Genomic DNA, 26,235 nt, shown 5'->3' on the forward strand with positions numbered 1-26,235 from the left:
AAATGACAACTTGAATCGTCTATTCTTCAGTATATCACACCGGATTAGCTCCTGTAGTAACAATGACCGGCTGTGTCTCCATCTGGACATTACCTGCCACCGCTCGGGAGATCATACAGGAGGATTCAGCCTTATGCGCCAGGCGCTCAGCCTTGGTCAGATCCGCCTCTGAAGCATCTTGGCTGAGTACAATTCGGGGTCTATGTACGATCCGTTCGTACGTAAATACGTTATTTGTGACATCTACCGTTGCTTCCGATTCAAGCGTCAATTCATCCGGCGTAATATCCGAACGCTCCAGCATCGCTGCCAGCGTGATCAGGTAACAGGTGGAGGCTGCACCCAGCAGCATCTCGTCCGGGTTAGTTCCCGTACCGGGTCCGCCCATCTCCTGCGGAATCGATATGACCGTTTTTAATCCACCTGCATCGATTGTTCCCTCACTGTTACGCCCACCATTCCATACCGCTTTCAGATGAAAAGGATGTTTCATGACATTCATTCCCTTCTTGTTTACACACGTATACACGTAATATTCTGCTCGATCAATGCGCTAACGTGCTCTTCATCTACACCCTGATCTGTAATCACTTTTCCCACACTGCTCATCTCAGCAACTCTGGTAAACGCCTGTATGTTAAATTTGCTAGAATCTGCAAGTAAAATGACCTCATCCGCAATATGGATCATTTTCTGCTTCACCAAGGCTTGTAATTCATTGGATTCACTGATGCCTTTGGTCAGATGCACCCCTTTGCAAGACAGAAATACTTTATCCACATGATAGGCATCCAGCGAACGTTCCGCCAGCGGTCCTACAAAAGACAGTGACTTCGAAGCCAGTTGCCCACCTGTGGCAATCACACGAATCTGCTCCTTGTTACTCAGCTCTGCGGCGACCTTAATCGAGTTGGTTAATACCGTCAGTGGAATGTTCGGCAATCCTGCAGCCATATACCACGCCGTTGTACTTGCATCCAGGGCGATCCGGTCGCCGGATTCCACCATTTTCACCGCTTCGCTTGCAATTCTGCGTTTCTCTTCTGCATGGGCTACAGCCCGTTCCGGATATGGAATTTCCGACTGTAACTCATCCTTGTATTTTACGCTGACCGCCCCGCCATGGGACCGTCTGAGCCTGCCCGCCTGTTCGAGCTTGTCCAGATCACGACGAATCGTCTCTTCTGTCACCCCGCAGCGCTCACTAAGTTCGGTCACACGCATGCTGCCTTGCGTATCCACCCATTCCACTATTTTCTCATACCGTTCAGCTACGAGCATATTCCTTCACTCCAAACCGTTGATTATCCAGTTGATCCTGTTCATCCATCATACCACAGAGCGATGACAAGAAGAATCTGGACCATGTGCAAAAAGAGGGAGCTTTCGCCCCCTCCATTCCAGTTCTGAAGTGTATCTTATTTATCTTCTGCCATAGGGAACCAGCCCGGTGTGTGGATGATTGCATTCCACAACCCGTCAGGGATAACCAGACGTTCCTGATCCGATTTGGTCAGAATCGTTTCAATGTCTTCTTCCCGTCCGCTCTCGATTTTCTCAACCCAGTCCGGTTCAATAATCAACTCACGTCCAATGGCAAGTAGTGGTACTCCCGTTTGGAGTGCCTCAGCGGCCTGATCTGCCGTATGAATCGAACCTACACCGATAACAGGCAATTTGCCGTTCACACGATCCAGGATGAATTCCATTCTAGAACGCGTATCTGCTTCGCCACGTCTTGGCTTGGACCAGAATTCGTTCAGGGAAACGTGCAGGTAATCCAGGTTTTTATCTTTAAGCGCATCCACCAGTGCATACGTATCTTCCATTGTGAGTCCCGGTGTTTCCGGTTCTTCCGGGGAGAAACGGTAACCAATGATGAACGGCAGTTTGGTATGTTCGGCAACCACTTTCTGAATCTCATCCACTACAGCAAGTGGGAAAGTCAGACGCTTCTCGACACTACCGCCCCAACGGTCTTCACGTCGGTTGGAATGTGGGGAGAAGAATTGCTGGATCAGATAACCATTAGCACCGTGAATCTCAACACCATCAAATCCGGCTTCAATGGCACGACGTGTCGCTTCACCAAAGTCTTTGATAATCGAAGTAATCTCGGCATCCGTCAACTCTCTTGGTTCAGGAGAGCCCGGACGCTCACTTGCAACCGCACTAGGAGCAACTACTTGACCCGCAGGTACAGCTTGTTCAGGCGTAAGACGGCCCGCATGGAAAATTTGCAATACGGCTACGGAGCCCTGTTGTTTCATGGTGTCAGCCAGTTTCTTCAGACCAGGAATGAAGCGATCATCATAGACTCCAAACTGAGCCGGAAAACCAATGCCATGCTCTGTTACATGCCCTACAGCCGTAATTGACATGCCAGCACCACCGGTGCGACGTGCATAATAAGCAAGTTCAGCGTCGGATATCGTACCATCAGCATTCGAGGACATATGAGTCATGGGAGCGAGCACGATACGGTTTTTCAGTGTAATACCAGTCGGCAGTGAAACTTGTTGAAACATCTGGTTAAACTTTGGATTCATTCGTGGTTCCCTCCTGATTATAAATATCTCTTTTAATAGATATATGAATATATGCGTTCACTTACTGTAATGATTATAGTTACGTTTCATTGCAATTGCAACTTTTCATTTTCAGAAAGGAAAAAAAAGGGCAGAGTGTCTCCAGACTCTCAGCCCTCTTCATCTTCTTCACATCATGCAAAGGATATTCAGAAACTCCGAACGTAAGCCAGCTTCTGATCCATCTCTTCTACGCATTCGTAACAATCGTGTTCATCGTTGGCGACCATTGGGGTGACTGGATACAGATTCATCTCTGTACTGTTATACGATTTCAATAGCGGTAACAACTGAGTCACCCGTGTATTAGCCGGGTCAAGCCAGGTGTTGATTTCTTCTTCGGAGAGGATGGCCGGCATTTTACTGCCAAATTCACGTGTAACCATGTTTGCGCCTGTCATAAGCATCGTGCAGGTACGAAGCGGCTCTTTCCGTGTATCTCTCCACACCTCGTATAACCCGGCAATGCCGAACAGACCGCGATCTGGCATGACAACACGAACTGCATAACTTTTTTTGCCCTCTTGCCGCCAGTAATATAATCCATTGCAGGGAATGACGCAGCGCTTGGTCTCTACCAGTTTGTAATAGGAAGGATTCTCATGCACCGTCATGAGATTTGCGTTAACGGCATCACGACCCCAGAATGGAATGAACCCCCACCGGAACTCATCCAGTACACGCTCACCATCCTGATGCAAAATAATCGGCGTATGCTGGGTTGGGCTGATATTGTATCGGTTTTTGTAATAATACATCACTCGCTGAATGTTGAAATGATCTCTGACTTCGTCCAAATCGGCTGCCAATGAAAAACGGTTACACATGCTCAAGCACTACCTTTCCCTGTGAGAAGTTGAACGTATTGTTTGTTATTTCAGGGAAATTATGCATGCATATCGAACAGAAAATGACTTATTTTGACACCATTAGGGTCTGATCAAGATATATTTCATGTTTTTCACGACAAAAACAACGACCTCGGACTCATTTCAACTCAAATATTACTTGTTACTATAATAGAGAATAAAATACATTTATTGGAGGTTTTAAGTATGAAAAGGAAGTTTTTGATGAGCATCATGTTGTTCTCAGCGATTGCGATGTTTGGCAGTACCATCTATGCGGCAACCTTTCTGACCTACGGTTACCCCAGCACCACCATCCCCATTCGTACGTATAATTACGCCTCCGCATGGCAGACTCCCATGGATGCTTCCCTTACCAACTGGAACAATGCAGGTGCCAAAGTTAAATTCACCAAAACAAGTAACTCCCCAAACACCATCACCGCAGGAAACTTCAATAATACAGCATATGGTGTCAACTACGCCTCCGTATCCGGCAGTCAAGTCGTAAGCTTCCGCATCGAACTCAATGCATCCACGATCACCCCTGACGCAACCAACTTATCCAACTTCATTCAAAGCGTATTTGTCCACGAACTCGGACACTCCATCTGGCTCGGTGACAACCCAACAACAAGCAGTCCTTCCATTATGTCTTACTCCCGTAACCGCAATTCCATGACCCAACCCCAAACTTTTGATATCAATAACGTAAAATCCAAGTACTAATCCGCTACGAACTTATCCCAAAAATCCAAGGAGGATTCCTGTCCATGAACAAAAATCGAGTATTAACGCTGCTTCTCTCTTCCATTTTCATTTTATCTGCTGTTGGATGTTCTTCTGTTACACCTACCGCGTCCCCATCCGATGCACCCATGACCATTATTGCTTCTGAAGATTACCCGAGTTATGGCAGCATTGGCGACCTGTCCGAGAGAGCAAATACCATTGTGAAAGGCAGTGTTGTTGAGACTCGTGTGGAAGCTTTAAACGATATTGTACAAGTTACTGATGCTGCCAATGAAAACGAGTTAAACCCTGCGTCCGATCCGGGCGGAGAGCCAGCTTCTTTTGACAAAATCTATACGATCCACACGATTCAGGTCGCTGAATCCTATAAAGGCGGTTACACTGCCGGGGAAAAACTTGAAGTGAAGCAACTTGGCGGACAACTTGGCAACACCGAGATTATTAATGATGACAACCTCAAGCTGATTCCTACCAAAGACTATGTACTCTTCCTGGAAACGTATGAAGACACCCCTGCCAGCCTGCTCAACTCCGTTCAAAGTCTCTACGTGATCAAACCTGCCGCCAAGTCGAATCAGCCAGGTCAGCAACAATCACAGTCAGAAGTCATTGTGAGCGCAAACCCCGAGAATGACCTCACACTGCAACTGGAGGATCTGCAAGAAATTCAGAACGAACAAAAGAGCGAATAAACTCTTATACGGTAATCACACCACACTGTTATTTCATCTCCGTACAGGCAGCTAATCCCCTCTACTGTTCAGTCTTACATAAGAAAATGAAAACCGTGCTGCTCAGCAAACTGGGCGGCACGGTTTTTTGAAGTTCCTTATTTAGACGGTGTATTAAGTCCAATAATCCATTCAGCCAGATCCTGTGTCTGTTTCAACAAGGCAATAGGGTCACGGAACCAGGATTGTTCTTCCGTCCATATGTACACTTTTCCATTTTTGATAGCAGGCAATGAACCCCAGATCGGATCTGCCTGAAGGTCTTTCAACTGAGACTTGCTGGTCAGCACAATGTAATCTCCAGCGTATTTGGAGAGCAGTTCTATGGAGAATTCATGATAGGCGCCCTGCATCAACTCGGATGGAATGTTCTTTGGTGCTTGCAAACCAAGCAATTCGTAGATGTTACGCCCTCCCCGGCCCGACTGATTGCCAAAAATGAAGACTTGGCGATCATATTCCTGCATAACGGAGAATGTAGCATCAGCTGGAACAACACTCTGCACCTCCTGCTTGATTTTGGCAATCTCCTCATCAAAATCAGCCAGCCACTTCTCTGCTTCCGCTTCTTTGCCAAGGACTTTACCGAAATAGTTCACTTCGTCCTTGAGTGTCGGAAAAGTGATGGATGCGATCGAAACGGTTGGAGCAATCTTGCTATATTTCTCATAAGCCGCCTTGTCCGGATTCAATGTAATAATAAGATCAGGTTCCAGCTCCATCAATTGTTCAACGGAATCCCCTATCGTTTCAAGACCATCCATGTGACCTTCCAGATAAGGACTGTTCATCAGAAATTGGCCTCCACCAATCGGTTTGACACCAAGAGCAAGCACCGTTCCCAGATAATCTATGGCAGCAACTCGCTCGGGATGTGCAGGAATCTCTACCTCACCAAAGGTCGTATTTACCATTTGGGTTTCCACGACTGCCGGTTGTTCGGGTTCAGCCGCAACTTCGGATGTTTCTGCCCCCTGCTGGGCTGTTCCACAAGCACTCAATGTGAGTACAAGCGCAAGCGACATAATCGCTGATTTAAAATGGTTAAACATGTTGATTTCCTCATCTCCCTTATATTGATAATGATTATCATCATCAATTAAAGGATAACGTTCATCCCCTCCTGTTACAATGGATTGATTTGTTGCATTTAATGTACTTTTTGAAACTGATTTCGAGTTTTCCTGCTGCTTCAACCGATATTGCCCTGGTGTGATTCCGGTCTCTTTTTTGAATATACGATTGAAATAAAATGGGTCCACATAACCCACATACGCAGCAATCTCCTGTAATGAAGCTTCTGTGGACGCAAGCAGACTCCTTGCCTCACCCATTCGTAACCGAATCACATATTCTGTCGGTGTACATCCCGTCTGTTCCTTGAATTTGCGTGATACATATTGCGGACTGTAACTCAAGGACTGGGCAAGCAAATCAAGTGAGATGGATTCCCGGTAATGAGCTTTGATATATCGCAAAACCTGATCGGTAAGCGAAGGCTGTTGAACTACGTTAAACATGCGACTCCGCTGTAACAAGACAAGCTGTACCAGTTGAAAAAAATACACTTTGACTTGAATTTTGCCCACTCGCTCCTGCCCTGACCAACATTCATGTATATTCCGCACAAGCTCACGCAGCTCAAGTGTATGATCCGGCACTGTCGCCCAAGACTCTTCAAACGGATTACGCTGGTTCAACATCATTCGGTACTCCACAAGCACATTGGAGGGCAAGGTTGATTTGTACAAAATCAGATGTACCTCCATAACCCCTGTCGCTTCAAGTGTTAGACGTCTTCCTTTTCCCCCATGCAGCAACAAGAACTGGTTTGTAGTCCATACCTCTTCATCAAGCCAGACCTGCCCCCTGCCTTGAACATACACAAATGCACTCGTCGGTAACACATAATTGCGTATGAACTCGTGTGTTGCGAGTGATATAAGACGCACATCAAGCACGCGAACCTGAACCTGATCCCACAGCTTGATGTCATTCTGAATTCCCATATAAACTCCCTCTCCTAAGCGATCAAACACACACAATACCTTGGCATTGTGACTAAAAACCTACCTATAATTGATAATGATTATCAATTATAACAATGATGCAACCATCTTTGAAGCCTACCTTCGTTTTTGTTAGATGCTGCAAAATAAAAAACGGTCGAAATCCCTCATAGAGAGATCTCAACCGTTTTTTATTTTGGCCTTATTATCTTTTAATAAAGTCAGCTTGGAACAAACCTGAATGCGTCCTGTATTGTAACCCGCATCGGCAGATTGCAGCCCTTCTCTGGAATTGAACTGCACTTTCATCTGCTACTGCCCTTCTCTACTCGACAAAAGACAATAAATATCCGTATCGTTCTTCCTCCATCTTGTCTAACGGAATAAAGCGGATCGATGCACTGTTAATACAGTAACGTTTGCCACCACGATCTTCGGGACCATCATCGAACACATGACCGAGGTGGATGTCACCTGCCCGGCTTCGTACCTCCGTGCGATCCATACCAAAGCTCGTATCCGTTGTATAGGTAACAACCTCAGGTACAATCGGTTTTGTAAAACTCGGCCACCCGCAACCGGAGTCATACTTATCCCGGCTGGTGAATAACGGCTCTCCCGTTGCAATATCCACATACAGACCGGGCTCCTCATTATCCCAGTATTCGTTACTGAACGCATGCTCCGTATCATTGTTTACCGTGACCGCATACTGTTCGTCTGTTAATCGTTCCTTTAATTGTTCATCTGTTGGACGTGGATATTGAGCGGGATCAATTCCAATCTCCAGGTCATCCAGGACAGTCATATCAATGTGACAATATCCGTTCGGATTTTTTTCCAAATAATCCTGATGGTACTCCTCCGCCAAATAATAATTCTGCAGAGGCATTACTTCCGTTACGATGGGTTGGTCATATTTTTCTTGCTCTGCCTCTACAGCCTGCTCGATAATTTTGGCATCTTCAGGCAACGTATAATATATTCCAGTCCGATACTGAACTCCACGATCATTGCCCTGCTTATTCAAGCTGGTAGGATCAATAACTCGAAAATAAGATTCCAGCAGTTTCTGCAAAGATACTTGCTGCGGATCATATTTTACATGAACGGTCTCCGCAAACCCCTGGTCCCCGCGTATAACATCCTCATAGGTTGGATTCTTTCCTTCACCGTTGGCATAACCGGAAGTCACATCCTGAACCCCTGGAATACGAGCCATATATGCCTCCACACCCCAGAAACAGCCTCCTGCCAAGTACAGGTTACTCAGGTTTTCCTCGGAGACACTCGATGCCTTGCCAGGTTGAGTAGATATCGAAGATGAAGATGAAGATGAATGGCTCTCAGCCCTGTTTCCACAAGCAGACACAACTATCGCTATAACAAGGAGGCACAAGCCGAGCAGCGTCCTTTTCATGACACTTCCTCCCTTCTCACAAAATCTCTTGTAATGATTCCATGATCTGTTCATTGGATGCATGCCCTGGCTGCGATTTCGCTAAAATACCATCAGAGCCAATATAAAAGGAACTAGGGTACGCTCTTACACCAAATTCCTTGGCCCATACACCTTTCTCATCCAAAAGAACAGTTATGTTATCATATGGCTGTTGGTCAAACCATTCAGTAAACGCTTTGGAGGATTTCTCTCCTTTGTAGTCTGGCGTAACAATCGTAATGACTTGAAAATCATTGTCTTGACCAGCCAGATTGTTCAAGTCTTCCAAACCCGCAAGGCAGATGGAACACCAGGAAGCCCAGTATTTCACATACACTTTCTTGCCTTGAACATCAGAAAGTCCAACCGTGTTTCCTTTCAGATCACGTAATGAAAATTCAGGAGCCGTCTCTCCCTTGTTCATCATGGTTGACGAACTCATATCGGATGTTGATGCTGGGGTTGATGATGACCCCGTTTGCTGTGATCCACATGCGCTCAAGATCAACAGTACTCCAGCGAATACGATTACAGATACCATCCATTTCCGCGCCATCTTCATACAAAACTCCTCCAATGATTATTGAAACCAGGTCACCAAGCTGTTTAGCCGGTCTGTCATTAACAATAGTCCCATGACAATAAGAATACAGCCGGAAGTTATTTTGATGACACCCATGTACCTGTATAAACGACGTATCCGCTTCATAACATATTCCGAAAAAACGGACAGAATCAGGAAAGGAATCGCCAATCCAAGGGTATACAGGAACATGAGAAACCCGCCATACAGTGGAGAGCCTTCTCCTGCGGCGATACCAAGAATGGCCGCCAGCACAGGCCCGATACAAGGCGTCCAGCCAAAACTAAACGTTAGACCCAACAGGAACGCTCCGACATACCCTCCCCGTTTGGCTTGATCGTTTGACAGCTTTCTCTCCCGTTCCAGCCAGGATAGTCGGATCAAACCGGTTTGATAAATCCCAAAAAGCACCACGATGGCTCCGCAGATGGCAATAAACACAGGACTTGAGATCAAATTACCAACGATGCCGGAACCAAAACCGAGTAAAACAAATACCAGGGACAGCCCAAGAACAAATAAAAATGTCCGCAAAACAAGTGTGGACCGCAACCAAACCGAATTGGTGTCTGGCTGCTGCTGATTCGTACCGTTGACCATGCTTCCGGATAGATAAGACACGTATACCGGGATCAGCGGCAGAATACATGGCGCAAAAAACGATAACAATCCTGCACCAAAAACCCCGAAAAGAAAAACCAAATCACTGGTCAAGTCATTCACCACCTGAATAAATACTGCGTTTGATTAACCAAGGTTAACGACTGACGTAGATCGGAAGCGTGAACCAGAAGCAGCTTCCTTCTCCTTTTGTACTCTGAACCCCGATCTCGCCACCATGGAGTTCCACAATGGATTGAGCGATGGCAAGGCCAAGCCCGGCCCCCCCATTACTCTTGCTGCGTGATTTGTCAATTCGATAAAAACGTTCAAATATACGCGAAGTCTCCTCCGCTTCAATGCCTTCCCCTTCATCCGTAACTGAAATTCGTATAAACGGCCCCTTTTCTTCGGCAGCCAGAATGATTTTTCCTTCAACAGGAGAGTATTGAATGGCATTTTGCAGCAAATTGGAAAGGACCCGCTTCATTTGTGCAGGCATCATGACCGCGGCTGGTAATTTATCGGGCAAATCGATTTCAACGTTCAGCGTTTTCTCGGCGAGGTGAAACGAAAAACTCTCCAATGTACTGAGCAGCAACTCATCGACGTGACAAGGCTGAGGGTCAAATACCTCCCCTTGCGCTTCCAGGCTGGATAATTCAAACAAGTCTTGAATAAGCCCTCCCAAACGCTTCGTCTCAAGTCGTATCGTGTTCAGGTAACGTTGAAAGGTTTCTTTATCCTTAATGACATCATCCTCCAACGCTTCGACGAATGACTGAATGGATGCCAAGGGAGTCCGTAAATCATGGGATACATTGGCGATCAACTCTCGTCTCGCGGTTTCTGAGTGATGCAGATGATCAAAGCTTTCCTTCAGCTTGGAACTCATTTCATTAAATTGCTGTGCCAGGAGCTTAAATTCCTGCGTACCGATGAGGGGGACTTCCGTATGGAAATCCCCTTCGGCAATTCGTATTGTCTGCTGTGTAATTCGCGCAATTGATTTCTCTAATGGCTTAGTCAGCAAATATTGAAGAATAAACGAAAGCAAGCCTACCCCTGCCGTTATAGCCGATAACCAATAGAATTGTTCGATCGTAAGCAGCATTTTGGAATAACTGATGAACAAACAAATTAATAATACGCCAATGCCTGTGAGACTGGACAACACCAAGTATGTGCGAAGTTTCATGAACTACCACCCGCAAACTTGTAACCTATGCCCCAAACTGTTTTAATATATTTTGGATCAGAAGGATTCTGTTCGATCTTCTCTCGTAATCTCCGAACATGTACAGTCACCGTTGTTGTATCTCCCTCATAGCTAAAATCCCAAATCTTGCTTAACATCTGGTTACGGGAGAACACCTGACCCGGGTGACTTGCCAGCAAATACAACATCTCAAACTCTGTAACGGTCAATTCAATTACCTGCCCGCTGATATGCACTTCACGCTTGGTAAAATCAATGGTAAGCCCTTCATAATTGATCGTATATTCAGATGTTGTAACAGGTGATGCCTGCGCAATTCGCATTCTCCGCAGGATTGCCTTTACACGTAAGACGAGTTCTCTCGGACTGAATGGTTTGGTCAGATAATCATCCGCCCCCATCGTCAGTCCCATCAGACGGTCCTGTTCCTCACCCCGGGCCGTCAGCATTACAATGGGCACATCCTCAGTTTGCCGAATCTCGTTGCATACTTCCCAACCATTCTTATGTGGCATCATCAGGTCGAGCACAATCAAGCTTGGCGTTTGGCTGTGCCACAGCTCAATAGCCTCCAAACCGTCCTTGGCCGTCACGACAAGATAACCTTCCCGTTCCAGATACCTGCGACAAACGTCCGTAATATTTGTATCATCATCGGCAACCAGTACACATTCATTCAAACGAACCCACCCCATATTCCAGAAAATACATTTGAGCCAATCATATCATATGGTGATGGCGATGCTTAGCCCTTAAATTACTTCATTCCCATGGCTGGCATCATGTATTGTTTAATTACAGACTCAGCCGCATACGAATTCCCTTCATGGATGACAGGCATCGATTTCAAGTTAACTTGCATACCGTCTACCATGATTTTTTTCGATCCAATCCACAATTTAATCGTTTTTCCCGCAGGCATCATCGTTTCTTCCATCATCATGTCGTCTTTCATCATGTTGTCATCTTTCATCATCATGTCATCTTCCATCATGTTGTCGTCTTTCATCTTCATGTCGTCTTCCATCATGGTGTCGTCTTTCATCATCTTGTCGTCCATTTTGCCCATATACATCAAAGTTACAGATCTGTCCTTGCTGTCCCACATAATGCTGTAATCATACATTTTCGCCGCCTGTCTCAATTGAACAAGTTCCATGCCATCCTTTTTAATCGTTTTCATATCTGCAGCACTTGCCAATCCAGAAAAGGCCATAGACATCATCAATACCGCTGCTACCATCGCTTTTTTGCTCTTATTTGTTTTCATCATTCTTATCACTCTCCATTCGTTTATTACTTACATGGATTACAATAAGCATGACAGCTTACGATTCTCTAAGCGAAGTATTACGAAACCATTACGATATATAAATGAGGTCAGGTTTCAATAAAAAAACGGTTGAAATCTCTCTTACGAGAGACTCCAACCGTGTCTTCTAGGTCAAACGAATAAAATCAATCATGGATCGAACCTCGATCGGTCCCGGATTTGATATCACATCATTAGACTGCAATCCCTCTCTGGAAGTGAACTGCACCTTCACCGGAATGCCAGGAATCAAGTCGAAGAAGTTATCTGAGAAGACACCCTCCACATCCGAAGATAGCCATACCTGTTTAGCAAGCACATCACTTTCCAGTACCAGATGAACGCCGTTCTCGTCCGCTCCTCCGCTTACATTGATGTTTGCAGGCTGCAGAGCAAGGTCTTTGGACGGTACAAAATAGTGTTCCTGTACGATATTCGCCGCACCTTCCTGTTTCAGATCCAGGCGCAGCAGCTTGTTAGCTGTATCATGACCTTCAACCCATTCCGCGTTACGTAATGACAGCACTCGATCACCTGTATTAGGTGCCAAGGTCACATCATGTGTTTCATCACGATGCACCGTTCCATCGAACCCGAGCAAACGAATCTGTAACTGCCCTTTTACAGGTTGTAATTGATCCGAGATGATATATATATCTGTTGTATCTTCTTTTGTTCCATCTACCGATACCAACACATCGCTGAAGCTGCGTTTCGCATAATATTGCAATGCTTTCCAACGACCAAGGTAGTCCATACCTGCCCAAGAAGCCACCGGCCAGCAGTCATTCATTTGCCAGTAAAGTGTGCCCATGCAGAATGGTTTGCGGCGACGGTGCGCTTCAATGGCTGTCTTCATCGCTTCCGCTTGAAGCACCTGGCTCATATACAGGAACGATGGGAAGTCCTTCGATTCATGCATGTACATATCCATGTACTGTTTGATCAGACGATTGCCTGCGCCATTCTTTTGATGAGCCAGCATGACTTCCGACTCCAGAGCCAGATCCTCTTCTTCCGCGTAAGTGCGTACTGACTTGTACTCCGGGAAAGACTGGAATCCGTATTCACTCATGAAACGACCCACATGCACGTTGTAGTTCTCGAATGGTTCTACATTGTGCCACACGCCCCAGTAGTGGATATCCCCCTCAGCTGTGGATGGGTGCGCATGCTGCGTCTCATCCCCTGTCAGGGATACCAGTGGTGAGGAAGGCCAGTAATCAACACCTGGAGCATACGCTTCAACCACTTCTGGCAGCAGATCATGGAAGATGGCTTCGTAATCGGCCCAGATGCTTTCACGCTGCTCGGCAGTAAATTCCTTTTTCCAACCCCAGCCACCATTCTCAACATAGTGAGCCCAAGCCGAATCAATCTCGTTGTTCCCACACCAGAGTGCAATACTTGGATGGTTGCGCAGACGTTTCACATTATCAATGGCTTCATGTCTTACACTGTTCAGGAACGCTTCATCTCCTGGATACATGCTGCATGCAAACATGAAGTCTTGCCATACCAGGATTCCGTATTCATCACACAGTTCGTAGAACACATCCTGCTCATAGATTCCGCCACCCCACACGCGCAGCATATTCATATTGGACTCGGCTGCGGATACGATCTCATGACGATAACGTTCATGAGTAATTTCAGTGATGAAGCTATCATTCGGAATGTGATTGGCCCCTTTGGCAAAGACCGCAACACCATTTAGTTCAAAGTAAAAGGATGCTCCTGCTTCATCTTTGTCACGTACCAAGCGAATGGAACGAAGCCCAGTCTTCACTGTAGATTCAGCCACAGCTCGCTCACCTTGAAGCACTTCGGTAAGGAAAGTGTACATATGCGGATCACCAAGCCCACGGCTCCACCACAGTTTCGGTTCATCAATGGAGATTGGAATCTCCACAGTCTGAGTTCCAGGTTGTAGCGATACGGATCTTTCCCATCTCTGTCCATCTGCGCCGATACGAATAATCGTATCTACGGCTTGTGATGTCTCGACTTCCACAACAGCAGTTAATGAAGCTGAGGTAGCGCTTACTTCATTTTGCTGGATATACACATCATTGATTCGTACCTGTGTCCAACCTTCAAGACGTGCTTCACGCCAGATCCCACTGGTTACAAAACGCGGACCCCAGTCCCAACCATAGTGATACGGGGCTTTACGTGCAAAAATACTTACTCTCTTGTCGCCAAGTCCACCAACAGCGGACTGATCATTCGATGCAGGTAATGCATATCCGAGCTTCTCCAGCTTAGGCAGGTCTTCCTGAATGGGAGACCGAAAACGTATTCGGAGAATGTTGCCGTTCCCCTTCAATACAGACTTTACATCTGCCTTCCATACTCGGAACATATTATCTGCTGATAACACATGCACCTCATTCACATGCACATCCGCATATGTATCCAGACCATCAAACACCAGTTCCAGATGTTCCTGGGAGAACAACGCTTCAGCAACGTCAAATTCCGTCTGATATTCCCAATCTATCTTATCAATCCATTGTACTTCCTTCTCGTTTGTTCCATAAAAAGGATCTGGAATCTTACCCAGCTTCAGTAAATCTGTATGCACACAGCCGGGCACCTGAGCCGGCATCCACTCTTGATCTTCGCAAGCCTTGAACGTCCAATTCTGAAAAACATGTGATTGTATTGTGCTCATGACAGCCTCCATTGTTGTTAGAGTTGGTAAACATTATTTTGTTAGGTTTTGTTATTATAAAAACAAATAACTTACAAAACAAAATTAACACGATATGCTTCTTATAGTCAATCTGTTTTGTAATTTAATTTGTTAAACAATCTCTGCATAACAAAAAGACATGAAGCTCTAACCTCTCCATGTCTTTCACCTGATTTCATTTACCCGTATGACATTGTTAAAATGAGCCCGTAAATTCATATCCCATTACAGTATACTGGCGTTATATTCATCACGAATAATTAATTCTGAATAGATCAGCTTGCGTTCATATGGTTCATCCAGGTGTTTGATCCGCCACAATAGCTGATCTACTGCTCTCGTTCCCAGATTTTCTTTGTTAATATGTACCGAAGCAAGAATGGGTTCTTCCGTCTGCGTATTGTCAAATCCGGTTACGGCACAGCGTTCAGGCACCTGAATGCCTCGACTTTGGAGTGCCTGAATGACAATGACAGCTGTATGGTCATTTGCACACACGATAACTTCAGGGATATCCTCCAGCTCCATTTCCGCAACGGATCTCCGGATCTGATCATACTCTGGTCCCAGCAAGCCTTCTTGCTGTTCCCCCTCCAACTGCTTCTCTTCCAGGACCGTACGATATCCAAGCCAGCGTTCTCTGAAACTTGCCGCATCGGGCAGTTGCCCGGCAAACTGGAATCTTCTATACCCTTTTCCAACGAGCATGAGAACCAGTTCTTTCATACATTTCATATTGTCCGTAAAAACCGAGTCTGCGTATATGGCAGGGTCTTCATGATCCACCATGACAAGCGGAATACGCAGTCTGTAAATCTCAAGCAATACCGATGTCGAGATGGTGCCCACGGTAATGACTCCGCTGATTGCTTCGGGATTAAGGACCGAGAACATCCGATCTGAAGAGGGTTCTGTCAGCGTTAAAATATCCATCCCCTTCTCATTCAACCTCTCAGAAATGCCATCAAATACAGGCCCCCAGTATAAGGAAGCTCGATTCTGAGAACGAATGTTGGGAAACAAAATCAATATGGTGCCTTGTCGCTCCGCTTCTGGCTTCATCTCCGTTGATATCTGTGTCTCCCCCGGATAACGCTTAGGCTCAGTTCTGAAATACCCAAGCTGCCCCGCCGTTCTGACAATCATCTCGCGTGTATGCTCACTCACACCAGGCTTGCCCGTCAGCGCACGGGAAACTGCGAATTTGGACACCCCCGCAGCATCCGCAATTTGCTGCATCGTTACTCTTTTGGCCATCCTACTCACCCGTTTTTCCTAATTTTCCATTCAGTGTAGCATAAAAAACAAAAATCAACAAAACAAGGTTATGTTATTTTGTTTTTGTTAGGTAGATGTTTATCTGTTTCACAAGGTGTACGACATAACCAAAAAAGGCCCTCTCCCCACCTTCCATAGAAGATGACGAAAGGACCTTTTATCCCCCAATTATATGCCTGGTGCTCCCTGATCGCCAAGTTCCGACTGTAAAACCGGGCGTTTTCTGCGCCAGAAGATAGGCTGTGGAAGTTTGATCTCTGTGATCAGAACACCGACCAACATCAAAGTTGCTCCCGCATACCCTTGCAACGTTAGCGATTCCCCTTGAAAGGTAAATGCAAAGGCTGCTGCAAACAGTGGTTCGAGTGAAAAAATCAGACTTGTTCTTGTGGGAGAGGCATGACGCTGCGCGAGTGTCTGCAGAATATACCCCAAGCCGCTACACAAAACACCTAACCCAAGAATGGCTGCCCAGGATTCAGCCGTATCGGGCATACGTGGCGTTTCCAGCATAAATGTAGCTGCAATTCCCCACATCGCTGCAACACCTAATTGAACTGTCCCCAAAGTTAGTGGATCATGCTTCGGTGTGAACTTGCCAGCAATCATTATATAGATGGCATACACAAGTGCTGCTAGTATGCAGAGAATATCTCCCGTGTGCAGACTAAGCTCATGTTGAAGCGTCAACAAGCCAAGCCCGGTAACGGCAACCAGGATACTGAGCGTCAATCGTTTGTCCGGCATACGACGATGCTGGATCGTCGTCAGGATCGGTACAAAAATAACGGCCAAACTTATTAGGAAACCCGCTTGGGATGTCGTTGTTCGTTGCACACCATAGGTGATGAATACAAATGCAGCAAATAAAGCTGTCCCCATAATAGCGCCTGCCACAAGTGTTCTGCGATCCATCTTAAACAACCGCCGATGAAAAAGAAGCCCTGCCGCAATAAAGGCAATTCCAAAACGAAATGCGACCAGATTCAATTCTTGCATGGACTCCAGACCCGATTTCATAAACAGATAGGAAGATCCCCATATAACCGTTGCGAGCAGCATCTGTATGTCCGCTCTTCTTGTTGTCTGACCTTGATTAACCTGTACACCATTCATCTTGCTTCAACCTTCATTCTATGTATTCTGATCTGTGTGATCGTGCGTCAAACTAACTCGCCTTGGCAAGTATAAACGATCTCTTTGCATTATAAAAATGAATATTTATAATGGGTTATATGAAACAAATTCATGCATCAAAAATGGGAAGGAACGGAATCTTTCATGTCACTGATCAAATACGAAATATTGAATACCGTTGTGGAATATGGCAGTCTCACCAAAGCGGCAGAAGCGTTGAACATCACCCAGTCCGCGGTCAGCCATGCCATCGCAAGTCTGGAGACAGAATGTGGTTTTTCCCTGCTCCATCGTGGCCGCTCCGGTGTGCGTGTTACCGCTGAAGGCGAACGCATTCTGGGATACACCCGTGAGATTCTGCGCTGGACGGAACTGATGAACCAGGAAATCTCCCTCATTCGTGGCGCGGAGATTGGTACGGTGCGTATTGGTACCTTCGCGAGTGTCTCCACACAATGGTTGCCCGGCATCCTGAAACAATTTCGTCTGCGTCATCCCGGAATTGAGATCAAGCTGTGGGAAGGCGATTATGCTGAGATTGAGGGCTGGCTGGCTGGAGGTGCCATCGATCTCGGATTCCTGTCCCTCGGCGATTCATCACCTTTTGAGACGATCCCATTACAAAAAGACAGGATGATGTGTATCCTGCCTCTAGATCATCCTCTCGCCTCAGAGGAGTCTGTTTCGTTTGATATTCTGCTGGAGCAACCCTTTATTCTGCCCAAGTGGGGCGGAGATAACGAGATAGAACGACTGATCCGGCAGCATGCGGCCAAGCTCAATGTCGTCTATGAAGTCGCAGAAGATCAAGCCATTATGGCGATGGTCCGTAATGGCCTCGGCATCAGCCTGCTTCCGGAAATGGTTCTTCAAAATCATACCGATTCACTCGCGCTCGTACCACTCTCTGGAGATCCTTATCGTACGATTGGCATGGCCTGTCCGTCTTTGGGCAATCTATCGCCAGCTACGCGGCGGTTTATAGAAGAGGTACAACAGTGGCTTGGCCCCGCTATGTAAATTTGGAGAACTCACTACCTCTGTCGTTAAGATCGATTTCTCCTATCCGATACTCACAAATTGGATAACACCAAGAGTCAGCAGCAGTACAGATATAATCGCAATCGTGATGCCAAAACCAATCAGGAAGCGCACGCCAGGTGAGCGTTTGCCCTGCTGGCTATCTCCCAGGTTATCCAGCTTTTTCTCAATTTGATCCAACCTTTCATTTACCTGTTTCAGATCTTGATTGGAGTTCATTCATACATCTCCCTTTTCTGTGTATTCGACCTATTCCCACACCCGATCCAGTTGATCTGCATAGTAACGGATGGCTCTTTTATAGTCGTTTATTCTCTTATCACTTGATGTGTCCGCAAGTTGCACGAGCAGTCTTTGCATTGCTTCTGCATGTTCACCCAGATTATAGAGCACCATGGCATAGAAAACTTCAAATTCCCGGTACGCCGGGAATTCTTTCATCCCTTTTTCAAACCAAGCCTTTGCCTGCTCATACTGTCCAAGCGTTCGATATGTACTGCCCAGTCCAAGTATTGCACCTGCTCTGTCCTCATCAGAAAGTCCAAGACTCAGTGCCTTCTCATAATGCGGAACAGCTTCTCGCTCTAACCCAAGCGAATCATGTGCCCAAGCGAGCTGATACCAGACATTTGCATTCTCGGGTTCCTGGACTGTAATCTCTTGCAGTAGTTCAATCGCTTCCTGCACCTTGCCTTCTTGTCTCCATCTTACGGCCTGTTCCAAATTACTCATGCTGTCACTTCCCATCTTGCATTATAATTTCCACATATATGATTCAATTGTTTATTATACCAAAAAAGCACCCCAGAGAATATGTTGTAACAACTCAAGGTTGTCCAAACGCTATTCCATAGTGTGCTTTTTCATTCGATGCAGCCAGCTAGTTTAAGCTGAAATCTCTCTGAAAAATGATCTGTTCATCACCTAATTAAGACCATGTCGTATTCGCTACCATGACAATAAATACGAGCATGAGATAGTTCACCGAGATCAGAAAGTTCACTTTTGCCCACTTCTCATCATCCTGTGTCTTCAGTCCGCTAAGTGTATGCACGAACCAGATCAGTCCACCGACCAGAGATACAATCAGAAATACCAGACCTACGTAGTTGTAATAATACAACAGAAATACAGCAGGAAGCAGTAGAAAAACATAAGGAATCATCTGAAACTTGGTGCGTTTCACCCCTTTAACTACTGGCAACAACGGGAAACCGGCAGCGCGATACTCCTCCACCCGGCGAATACCCAATGACCAGAAGTGTGGTGGTTGCCATAAGAATAATAGTGCAAACAGCAACCAGGCACCTGCATCAATTTCATTCGTTACAGCCGTATAACCGATGACAGGCGGCATCGCTCCTGCAATTCCACCGAGCGACGTGCTCCACGTTGAACTGCGTTTCAACCACATCGTGTAAATCACGATGTAAGCGAACCATCCAAGCAGTGCCATCCAACCTGATAACGGATTCACCAGGAGATACAGTACTGCTAGTCCCACAACACCAAGGATAATGCCATAGCCAAGTACAAAACCTGGCTTCAGATGGTTAATGTAATCCATCCTTTTTTTGGTGCGCTCCATCTTTTGATCCAATTCACGATCCCAATAATTATTGATTACACAAGCTGAAGCAATAACCAAAGTTGATCCAATCACGACCATGAGCAGAGATAACCAGTTGATATCCCATTTTGAAGCTACCCAGAATCCTACCGCCACCGCAAACACATTTAACCTTAGAAGTCCGGGTTTAGTTAATGCAATCATGTCTTTAAGCATGAGGCTCCTCCTGAACTATGTAAAAACGCCATTCCAATAATGATACATGTAGCTACCATTAATTACAATCGCTTTCATGAATTTGTCATAACCAAAAAGCATCCCTCACCGTTCCAATGAACAGGAGGAATGCTTAAATCATGAATTTCAGCTTATTTTATGGGATGTATTGTTGCACAATTTTAGTCACTTTTCCGTCCTGCACCGTCAGATGATACGGGAATACGGACAGATCAAGAATACGGGTATTCTCATACAACGATTCGAACTTGGATAATGTCACGGGTTCATTCCACTGAATGTCTGCGCCCTGCATCGTACCATCCCGATCATACAACTGCATCAACACTTCAGCATTGGCACTAACCTCAACTTGTTCCTGCTCTTTGCTATCGTTGACAATATAGTAACCATCTGGAGCACCGTCTATACCTGCTTCCGGATTGCGCTGTGCAAAAATTGCATCGGCTTCTTCACCCTGATACCAGCCAATCTTGTCCACTGTCATAAACAATTTGCCGTCTTCTATATGCATACCTTCAACATAGGCTGTAAACATCTCGGAGTTTGCAACTTGAGCTTCTTTCGCAGAAGGTTGTTGAGCGTCCGTACTACCTTGAGCATTCGCAGGGGTAAGTAAATATGTAGTCAGCACAATCATACCAAGTAAAGCAACAACTGCACCGATCATTCGTAGTTTCCATTGTTTTGTCGCGTTCTTCATAGGTAACATCTCTCCTTAATATGAACGTTACTATTCCTTAACCGGAAGTCTTGCTTCTCAAACGCTCATGTGAACTATCGATTCCAACGTTCTTTCTATTCCTATCATACTTGTTAGGGAGATTATAAAAGTATCAGCCAGATTAAAAATAGTTACAATGTGCGTCATTACTCCTTCTGTAGTCTCCGTAAACGGCAATAACCCCTGAAGGCATCGCCATTCAGAGGTTATTTACTAGGGTGTGTCTTTTAAACTCAGGCAAGTGATACGTTGAAGGATGTCTGTGTCCAAAACATCTTGAAGTCCAAGCTGCCTAGTCCTGACGAATGGTCCAGACAACTAAGGAACCGAGGACGTCTTATTTGGCCTTCTGGCGCTCCTTTTATTTTGTAAGGAACAGGAGACACGTTATTTGCCAGAATCCCCTGAAAACACGATATTAACGGCTGTTTATACCAATATAACGTGTGTCAGATTCCTTAGATTGCTGCTGGGCTTTCTAACCTTTTGAATAAGACGTCACAGGTTCGTTAGCGCTCCCTCTATCTGTCCTGCTCCAGACACGTTCAGAGTTACGCTCCAGCTTTTGGCAGGTTTTTTGCAGGTTTGAAGACCTGCTCAAAATATTTCTTATGCTTACGCATAGTTACTAATCTTAATGATTGGGTGTGGAGCTTTGTGCCAAACGAACGAGCATATGAGCCAGCATGTGACGTTCATCTTCCTTGCCGACATTCCACAGCTCCTGAAGCAGTTTTTCTTCACGATTACGGGGCTCCTCCCGAGCTGCCAGATAATCCGCTACTTTCTCGGCAATTTTGGCCATCTGCTCCTCACTTAGTCCAATCGATTCTCCCATGGCAATTCGCTTACCCAGGTATTCTTTGAACGCATCAAAGTTCTGTAGAATCTGTTCTCTTTCTTCCGGCGCAATCTTCTCGATTGCATTGTCCACCTTGTCAGTTGAAACTTGGCCATCTTTATGGATTACATGATTTTCTTCATTCATTTTCATAACCTCCTGCATAATAGTTGTTTATTGGTTTTAAACTTTAAACTTGATACTCATTGGTTATCTATAATATAAACGTATTGCAGAACTTTAATCAGTACGTTCAATTCTGTATATATCTTCTATATATGAGCAAGTACACGTTTCAAAAGAACTACAGCGGTTAATCGTTTACATATACGTAACGGTGTTTGGATATGTTAATGAACACCTTTTACAATATCGAACTAGGAGGGATTCCCCATGCGTGATAAAACCAAACATGAGAAGAATAACGATGAACTTGAACCAGGAGTGAATACCGTTATCCATCCAGACAAAAACAATCCCGGACCAACCGATATGATCGAAGGCGTGGTTGGTGATATCGTGGACAACATTCGCAAAGATTTCTCACATGACTCGAAGGACAAGACGTCTTCTTCCAAATCAAAGGATCCATCAGACAAACAAGCGTAATCCTTTTCTCCCTAGCAAAAGATAACTCAAAGAGTCCTCCTGCCACATGCATGGCTTGGGAGGACTTTTTGGTAATGAACAATTAAATAATCAACCTCATATTTGAAGGCGAAATTCAACGTGAATCCTTTGTCATCTGCTGTAACGCCTTATGAATCCAGATCGCGGCAATGGAACCTTCACCCATCGCAACGGTTGCTTGTTCTGCGTGCAGGCCCAGATCCCCGGCAATCCACACATTAGTCGCTGCCTGCAAGCTGCGGTGATTAGCTTCTACATGTTTATTATCTGCGATTACAGCTCCAAGCTGCTCCGCCAGTTCATAGTGTACCCGGTTGCCTCCAAATGCGATAAATCCACGCTCCGACTCAAAAATCTGTCCATCTTCGGTCAGAACACCGGTGATATGGCCATCCTCAATCTGTTGTACTTCCTGAACAGCCGCTTCCAGATAACGAACTCCCGCCTCTTTCATGCTCCGATGCAGCTCTGCAGATATGGGAGCCTGCTCATGATTGATATATAACAGATCATTCGTACGCTGAATTAAAATCATCGCCATATTGGCACCTGGTTCGCCAGATCCCAATAGTACCGTACGTTGATCCTGAATCTCATAACCATCGCAATCAGGGCAGACATACACGGTTCGGCCCAGCGTAGGGGTTAGTCCCGGAATGTCCGGAACTCTATCCGTGAGCCCCGTTGCCAATAACACGGTTTTGCTCCTATATTCAGTTCCTGAAGTACCGAACAATTGGATCTTCTCTCCATGACGTCCTGCTTTAACAATACGGTCTTTCTCAAAAGATACACCGGTCCGCTCTGCCTGCATCCTGCCTCGTTCTCTAAGCTCTTCACCGGATACCCCATCGGGGAAACCGAGGATATTATGATAAGTCCGGCACAACGTCGATCTGCCTTCTCCCGCGTCGATTACCAACACCTGATGAGCTGAATAACGTCCAAGCTGAATGGCTGCCTGAAGCCCTGCGAGCCCTCCACCTACAATTATGCAATCAACCTCTCGCATGCTCCTTCTCCTCCTGAACTTCCATTTATCTAATTTAATTAAACAGTTTGTCCTTCTATACATTAAACCGTTCAGCCAAGCTTAAACGATTCCTCATATTGCTTATCTTATACCAAAATAAACAGACCCAAACCATCCGCCGGAATCACGGTGAGATTGGGTCTATCAGATTCATGAATATTTAGAAGTTATACGATTCAAATCGCGATGCATTCGAGATGGCGTTCCATACATCGGCTGTTTCGCCGCCCATATACCAGTAAGCCAGTCCAGCAATCTGCCGTTGCTCACTCATCAACACTTTGGCCGATAACGAACGACTATCCTCTGCCCAAATATATCTTGGCTTACCGTTACTGTTGTACCCGATAATATATTGAACCAGACTTGCATCCCATCGTCTTACAGATCCCGTGGCATGCGCACGCGTTCCCTGGTCTGCCAGTGTAATGTCCCAAGAGCTGGTTGCTGGATTCACTGACGACCAGTCTCGTGTATACAACGGAAGGGCCAAAATTGTTTTGGCACGTACCACCTCGGAGAGCATGGTATCCAAAGCCTTTTTCACCCATGGAAGAGACGCCACTGATCCTGCTTTCGGATCACCGTTCCAGTGTTCCTCGTATCCCATCAGCACCATATAATCCGATACAGCGCCCAGTTTGGCATAATCAAATGCATCCGTCCAATCAGTACCCAGGTCTGGCGAAACGTCCACGGACACCACAGCACCAAGTGCGTGCAACGTAGCCGTCAAGGAGGTGACAAATGCCGTCAGATCTTCACGATCCGCAGGATCAACATTCTCGAAGTCCACATTAATGCCGTCCAGTTTATAGGTTTTGACATAAGCGGCTACCTGTGAGATCACTGTCGCTCGGTTGGCCGAACTGGATAACATCTGATGCGTAAGTGCCGAATCCGAACGATTACCTAGCAATGGCCATAGCTGCCTGCCGGTGGCGGATGCCCAGGAGATCAATGCCGGGTCCGCGTGATCTGTTACTTTCATACTGCTGTTCAGGAAAAACCAGCGTGGGACAAGTGTATTGACCTCAGATTGTTCCACTTGTTTCTTGAATTCAGTTGTAGTGGAGTTATATTGCCAGCCCAATTGAACGCCAAGTTCATCCCCACGTTGTAACTGCTCAGACCATGTTTTCTTTTGTAAAATGGCATCGAGCATTACGGCTGCTTCTTCTCGCGTTACCTGGTCATGTGGTCGGAACACGCCTCCGCTTCCCCGCATTAGTCCAAGTTGATATACCGTCTGAACATAAGGACGTGCCCAGTCCGAGATATCCGCTGCGTCGAAATACGTTGAAGATAAGAGCGAGGTCTCTACGGGTTGTTGTTTTAACATTCGCACAAGAAGGGCAGCCGCTTCTTCGCGCGTAATGGAAGCATTAGGCTGGAACGTTCCCTGACCCTTTCCTTCCAAAATAAAAAGATTCGTCATGGCGGCAACGTTGCCGTAATACCAAGCATTCATGCTTATATCCTGATAGGGATTTATATTATTTTTAACAGGCTTCAAACCTAGCAATCTCACCGCAAACGTCGCAAATTCTGCACGAGTAACGGCTTTCTTCGGTTCAAACGTAGTCTCTGACGTACCGGCAGCAATACCTTTGGCCACCAGATGTGTAATGGCATCCTTGGCATAACTGGTGCGCGTATCCTGGAATTGTTGCTGCACGGTTGCGGCCTGAACGGTAGAGCTATATGCAGCCACCGATCCAAGTGTTAATAACCCGCATAAAACCATTTTCCATATCCGTTGGTTCGTTATGTCTTTTAATCTATTATTCACATTAAAAAGCCTCGCTTCATTGGATTACGATCAACTATCATCGTATCAAATTGAAGCGAGGCCGTATGTGGTTAAATGTTGGGAAATTCGAAGCTTACTTGTGTACTTTTACGCGCTCTTCAATTGGTTGGAATTCTTTCTCACCCGGTGCTGCCGTTGGTTTACCAAATGGCATTTGAGCGATCAATCTCCAGTTCTCAGGAATGCTCCATTCTTGCTTCACTTTCTCGTCAATCAACGGGTTGTAGTGCTGCAAAGATGCACCCAGACCTTCTTGTTCCAGAGCAGTCCAGATTACCAGTTGCAACATACCGTTGGATTGGTTAGCCCAGATTGGGAAGTTATCTGCATAAGCTGCAAAATTTTGTTGAAGCTGTGCGATCGCATTGTTATCTTCGAAGAAGAGAACCGTACCATATCCGCTGCGGAATCCAGTCATTTTTTCTGCTGTGGATTTGAAGGCTTCTTCATTACCTACCACTTCACGCAAAATTTCTTCTGTGTGATTCCACAATTTATCATGTTGTTCACCGAGCAATACAACGGCACGGGATGTTTGTGAGTTAAAGGAAGTTGGTGTATATTTCACCGCTTCTTCTACGATTTCCTGGATTTTAGCATCCGAGATTGTAGATTCCTTGCTGATTCCATAATAAGATCTTCTGTTTTTCAACGCATCAAAAAAAGTTGTCATTCTTATTCGCCTCCCAAAATTTTTTTTTCAATTGCCAACACAGTAACTATAATATAGTAACCTACATTAGTCAACAAACTAATTTATTTTCACTAAATATACATTCACTGAAAACATTTCAACAAGTTTGCCCAATACAGCAATTGAAATTATCCTTCGCCCGTCTTTTTACGATAATCCGCCCGGTATTTCTCTTCCGTAGACGAGTTACTTTTTGTCTGATCTTTATTCTTCTCTTCCTGAGCTTCCATATTCAGATCTTCCATCGGAATTGGATCTACGGTCTGTTCTTCTTCATGTCGGTCAAGCAGACTTTCGTGCTCTGTCTTATATTGTTCAGGATTGTCACGGGATTGTTCCTGTTGGGTATCGTTGTTATTCTGATCCGGTGTGCGCTGTTTCATTCATATTCGCCTCCTCTGGGTTCATTACCTTTCTTTACCTGTTCTGCGTGTCCTCTAAACACAGTGGGATGC

28 protein-coding genes are annotated in these 26,235 nt (G+C 45.6%); 4 read left to right on the forward strand and 24 right to left on the reverse strand.

Features of this window, described 5'->3' with window-relative positions; all coding sequences use genetic code 11:
- Nucleotides 1-34 precede the first annotated feature (34 nt).
- From QF041_RS08080 to QF041_RS08095, 4 genes are all read right to left on the reverse strand, one after another.
- Nucleotides 35-493, reverse strand: a complete 459-nt coding sequence (locus QF041_RS08080; RefSeq protein ID WP_076327802.1) for an OsmC family protein — start codon at nt 491-493, stop codon at nt 35-37.
- Nucleotides 494-513: 20 nt separating this feature from the next.
- Nucleotides 514-1,281: a DeoR/GlpR family DNA-binding transcription regulator gene (locus QF041_RS08085; protein WP_036608860.1), complete on the reverse strand. Its 768-nt coding sequence runs from the start codon at nt 1,279-1,281 to the stop codon at nt 514-516.
- Between the two features lie 137 nt (nt 1,282-1,418).
- A complete protein-coding gene (locus tag QF041_RS08090; RefSeq protein ID WP_307413421.1) occupies nt 1,419-2,549 on the reverse strand; it encodes an NADH-dependent flavin oxidoreductase in 1,131 nt (376 codons plus the stop codon).
- 188 nt (nt 2,550-2,737) lie between these two features.
- On the reverse strand, nt 2,738-3,415 hold the full coding sequence (locus tag QF041_RS08095; protein WP_307413423.1) for an SOS response-associated peptidase: 678 nt from the start codon (nt 3,413-3,415) through the stop codon (nt 2,738-2,740).
- Between the two features lie 228 nt (nt 3,416-3,643).
- On the opposite strand from QF041_RS08095, the gene QF041_RS08100 reads away from it, so the two are divergent.
- Together QF041_RS08100 and QF041_RS08105 are read left to right on the forward strand one after the other, a co-directional pair.
- A complete protein-coding gene (locus QF041_RS08100) occupies nt 3,644-4,165 on the forward strand; it encodes a zinc metalloprotease (protein WP_105598328.1) in 522 nt (173 codons plus the stop codon).
- A gap of 44 nt (nt 4,166-4,209) precedes the next feature.
- Nucleotides 4,210-4,881: a hypothetical protein gene (locus QF041_RS08105; RefSeq protein WP_036608867.1), complete on the forward strand. Its 672-nt coding sequence runs from the start codon at nt 4,210-4,212 to the stop codon at nt 4,879-4,881.
- 137 nt (nt 4,882-5,018) lie between these two features.
- On the opposite strand, the gene QF041_RS08110 is transcribed toward QF041_RS08105, so the two are convergent.
- The 11 genes from QF041_RS08110 to QF041_RS08160 all read right to left on the reverse strand — a co-directional run bounded on the left by QF041_RS08110 (nt 5,019) and on the right by QF041_RS08160 (nt 17,176).
- The gene (locus tag QF041_RS08110) at nt 5,019-6,929 is read right to left on the reverse strand and encodes an AraC family transcriptional regulator (RefSeq protein WP_307413426.1); all 1,911 of its coding nucleotides are present in this window, start codon (nt 6,927-6,929) and stop codon (nt 5,019-5,021) included.
- Between the two features lie 180 nt (nt 6,930-7,109).
- Nucleotides 7,110-7,238 carry a hypothetical protein gene (locus QF041_RS08115; protein WP_307413427.1) on the reverse strand — a complete coding sequence of 43 codons (129 nt, stop codon included), beginning with the start codon at nt 7,236-7,238 and terminating at the stop codon, nt 7,110-7,112.
- Between the two features lie 16 nt (nt 7,239-7,254).
- Nucleotides 7,255-8,349 carry a peptide-methionine (R)-S-oxide reductase MsrB gene (msrB, locus tag QF041_RS08120; RefSeq protein WP_307413429.1) on the reverse strand — a complete coding sequence of 365 codons (1,095 nt, stop codon included), beginning with the start codon at nt 8,347-8,349 and terminating at the stop codon, nt 7,255-7,257.
- Between the two features lie 16 nt (nt 8,350-8,365).
- Entirely contained in the window at nt 8,366-8,932 is a 567-nt protein-coding gene (locus QF041_RS08125) for a redoxin family protein (RefSeq protein WP_307413431.1), read from the reverse strand.
- Between the two features lie 18 nt (nt 8,933-8,950).
- The gene (locus QF041_RS08130; RefSeq protein WP_373461380.1) at nt 8,951-9,676 is read right to left on the reverse strand and encodes a cytochrome c biogenesis CcdA family protein; all 726 of its coding nucleotides are present in this window, start codon (nt 9,674-9,676) and stop codon (nt 8,951-8,953) included.
- A 34-nt stretch (nt 9,677-9,710) separates the two neighbouring features.
- Entirely contained in the window at nt 9,711-10,751 is a 1,041-nt protein-coding gene (locus QF041_RS08135) for a sensor histidine kinase (protein WP_047842622.1), read from the reverse strand.
- A complete protein-coding gene (locus QF041_RS08140; RefSeq protein WP_083677370.1) occupies nt 10,748-11,452 on the reverse strand; it encodes a response regulator transcription factor in 705 nt (234 codons plus the stop codon). Before QF041_RS08140 ends, QF041_RS08135 begins: the two co-directional genes overlap by 4 nt.
- Before the next feature lie 77 nt (nt 11,453-11,529).
- Nucleotides 11,530-12,045: a hypothetical protein gene (locus tag QF041_RS08145; protein ID WP_307413435.1), complete on the reverse strand. Its 516-nt coding sequence runs from the start codon at nt 12,043-12,045 to the stop codon at nt 11,530-11,532.
- Nucleotides 12,046-12,211: 166 nt separating this feature from the next.
- The gene (locus tag QF041_RS08150; protein ID WP_307413437.1) at nt 12,212-14,761 is read right to left on the reverse strand and encodes a beta-mannosidase; all 2,550 of its coding nucleotides are present in this window, start codon (nt 14,759-14,761) and stop codon (nt 12,212-12,214) included.
- A 246-nt stretch (nt 14,762-15,007) separates the two neighbouring features.
- Nucleotides 15,008-16,039 carry a LacI family DNA-binding transcriptional regulator gene (locus tag QF041_RS08155; RefSeq protein ID WP_307413439.1) on the reverse strand — a complete coding sequence of 344 codons (1,032 nt, stop codon included), beginning with the start codon at nt 16,037-16,039 and terminating at the stop codon, nt 15,008-15,010.
- Between the two features lie 189 nt (nt 16,040-16,228).
- Complete coding sequence (locus tag QF041_RS08160; protein ID WP_307413441.1) at nt 16,229-17,176, reverse strand: DMT family transporter; 948 nt, start codon at nt 17,174-17,176, stop codon at nt 16,229-16,231.
- Nucleotides 17,177-17,341: 165 nt separating this feature from the next.
- On the opposite strand from QF041_RS08160, the gene QF041_RS08165 reads away from it, so the two are divergent.
- A complete protein-coding gene (locus QF041_RS08165) occupies nt 17,342-18,217 on the forward strand; it encodes a LysR family transcriptional regulator (protein ID WP_307413443.1) in 876 nt (291 codons plus the stop codon).
- Nucleotides 18,218-18,259: 42 nt separating this feature from the next.
- Here the strand turns inward: QF041_RS08165 and QF041_RS08170 are convergent, their stop codons facing one another.
- From QF041_RS08170 to QF041_RS08190, 5 genes are all read right to left on the reverse strand, one after another.
- Entirely contained in the window at nt 18,260-18,457 is a 198-nt protein-coding gene (locus QF041_RS08170; protein WP_307413445.1) for a hypothetical protein, read from the reverse strand.
- A 30-nt stretch (nt 18,458-18,487) separates the two neighbouring features.
- Nucleotides 18,488-18,970, reverse strand: coding sequence for a tetratricopeptide repeat protein (locus QF041_RS08175; protein WP_307413447.1), 483 nt, complete (start codon nt 18,968-18,970; stop codon nt 18,488-18,490).
- Between the two features lie 196 nt (nt 18,971-19,166).
- Entirely contained in the window at nt 19,167-20,024 is an 858-nt protein-coding gene (gene cyoE / locus QF041_RS08180; protein WP_307413450.1) for a heme o synthase, read from the reverse strand.
- Between the two features lie 157 nt (nt 20,025-20,181).
- On the reverse strand, nt 20,182-20,748 hold the full coding sequence (locus QF041_RS08185; RefSeq protein ID WP_091031535.1) for a hypothetical protein: 567 nt from the start codon (nt 20,746-20,748) through the stop codon (nt 20,182-20,184).
- 655 nt (nt 20,749-21,403) lie between these two features.
- The gene (locus QF041_RS08190) at nt 21,404-21,757 is read right to left on the reverse strand and encodes a DUF3243 domain-containing protein (RefSeq protein ID WP_036609024.1); all 354 of its coding nucleotides are present in this window, start codon (nt 21,755-21,757) and stop codon (nt 21,404-21,406) included.
- Between the two features lie 246 nt (nt 21,758-22,003).
- On the opposite strand from QF041_RS08190, the gene QF041_RS08195 reads away from it, so the two are divergent.
- Nucleotides 22,004-22,219, forward strand: coding sequence for a hypothetical protein (locus QF041_RS08195; RefSeq protein ID WP_307413452.1), 216 nt, complete (start codon nt 22,004-22,006; stop codon nt 22,217-22,219).
- Nucleotides 22,220-22,334: 115 nt separating this feature from the next.
- Here QF041_RS08195 and QF041_RS08200 read toward each other — a convergent pair whose 3' ends face one another.
- The 4 genes from QF041_RS08200 to QF041_RS08215 all read right to left on the reverse strand — a co-directional run bounded on the left by QF041_RS08200 (nt 22,335) and on the right by QF041_RS08215 (nt 26,163).
- Nucleotides 22,335-23,252 (reverse strand): NAD(P)/FAD-dependent oxidoreductase, encoded by a 918-nt coding sequence (locus QF041_RS08200; RefSeq protein WP_307413454.1) that lies wholly within the window; start codon nt 23,250-23,252, stop codon nt 22,335-22,337.
- Between the two features lie 181 nt (nt 23,253-23,433).
- The gene (locus QF041_RS08205) at nt 23,434-25,065 is read right to left on the reverse strand and encodes an S-layer homology domain-containing protein (RefSeq protein ID WP_307413456.1); all 1,632 of its coding nucleotides are present in this window, start codon (nt 25,063-25,065) and stop codon (nt 23,434-23,436) included.
- Between the two features lie 94 nt (nt 25,066-25,159).
- Nucleotides 25,160-25,759: a nitroreductase family protein gene (locus QF041_RS08210; protein WP_074094703.1), complete on the reverse strand. Its 600-nt coding sequence runs from the start codon at nt 25,757-25,759 to the stop codon at nt 25,160-25,162.
- Nucleotides 25,760-25,908: 149 nt separating this feature from the next.
- Nucleotides 25,909-26,163 carry a hypothetical protein gene (locus QF041_RS08215; RefSeq protein ID WP_036609033.1) on the reverse strand — a complete coding sequence of 85 codons (255 nt, stop codon included), beginning with the start codon at nt 26,161-26,163 and terminating at the stop codon, nt 25,909-25,911.
- Nucleotides 26,164-26,235 lie beyond the last annotated feature (72 nt).

The sequence above is a fragment of the Paenibacillus sp. W2I17 genome (genome assembly GCF_030815985.1).
GTDB lineage: Bacteria > Bacillota > Bacilli > Paenibacillales > Paenibacillaceae > Paenibacillus.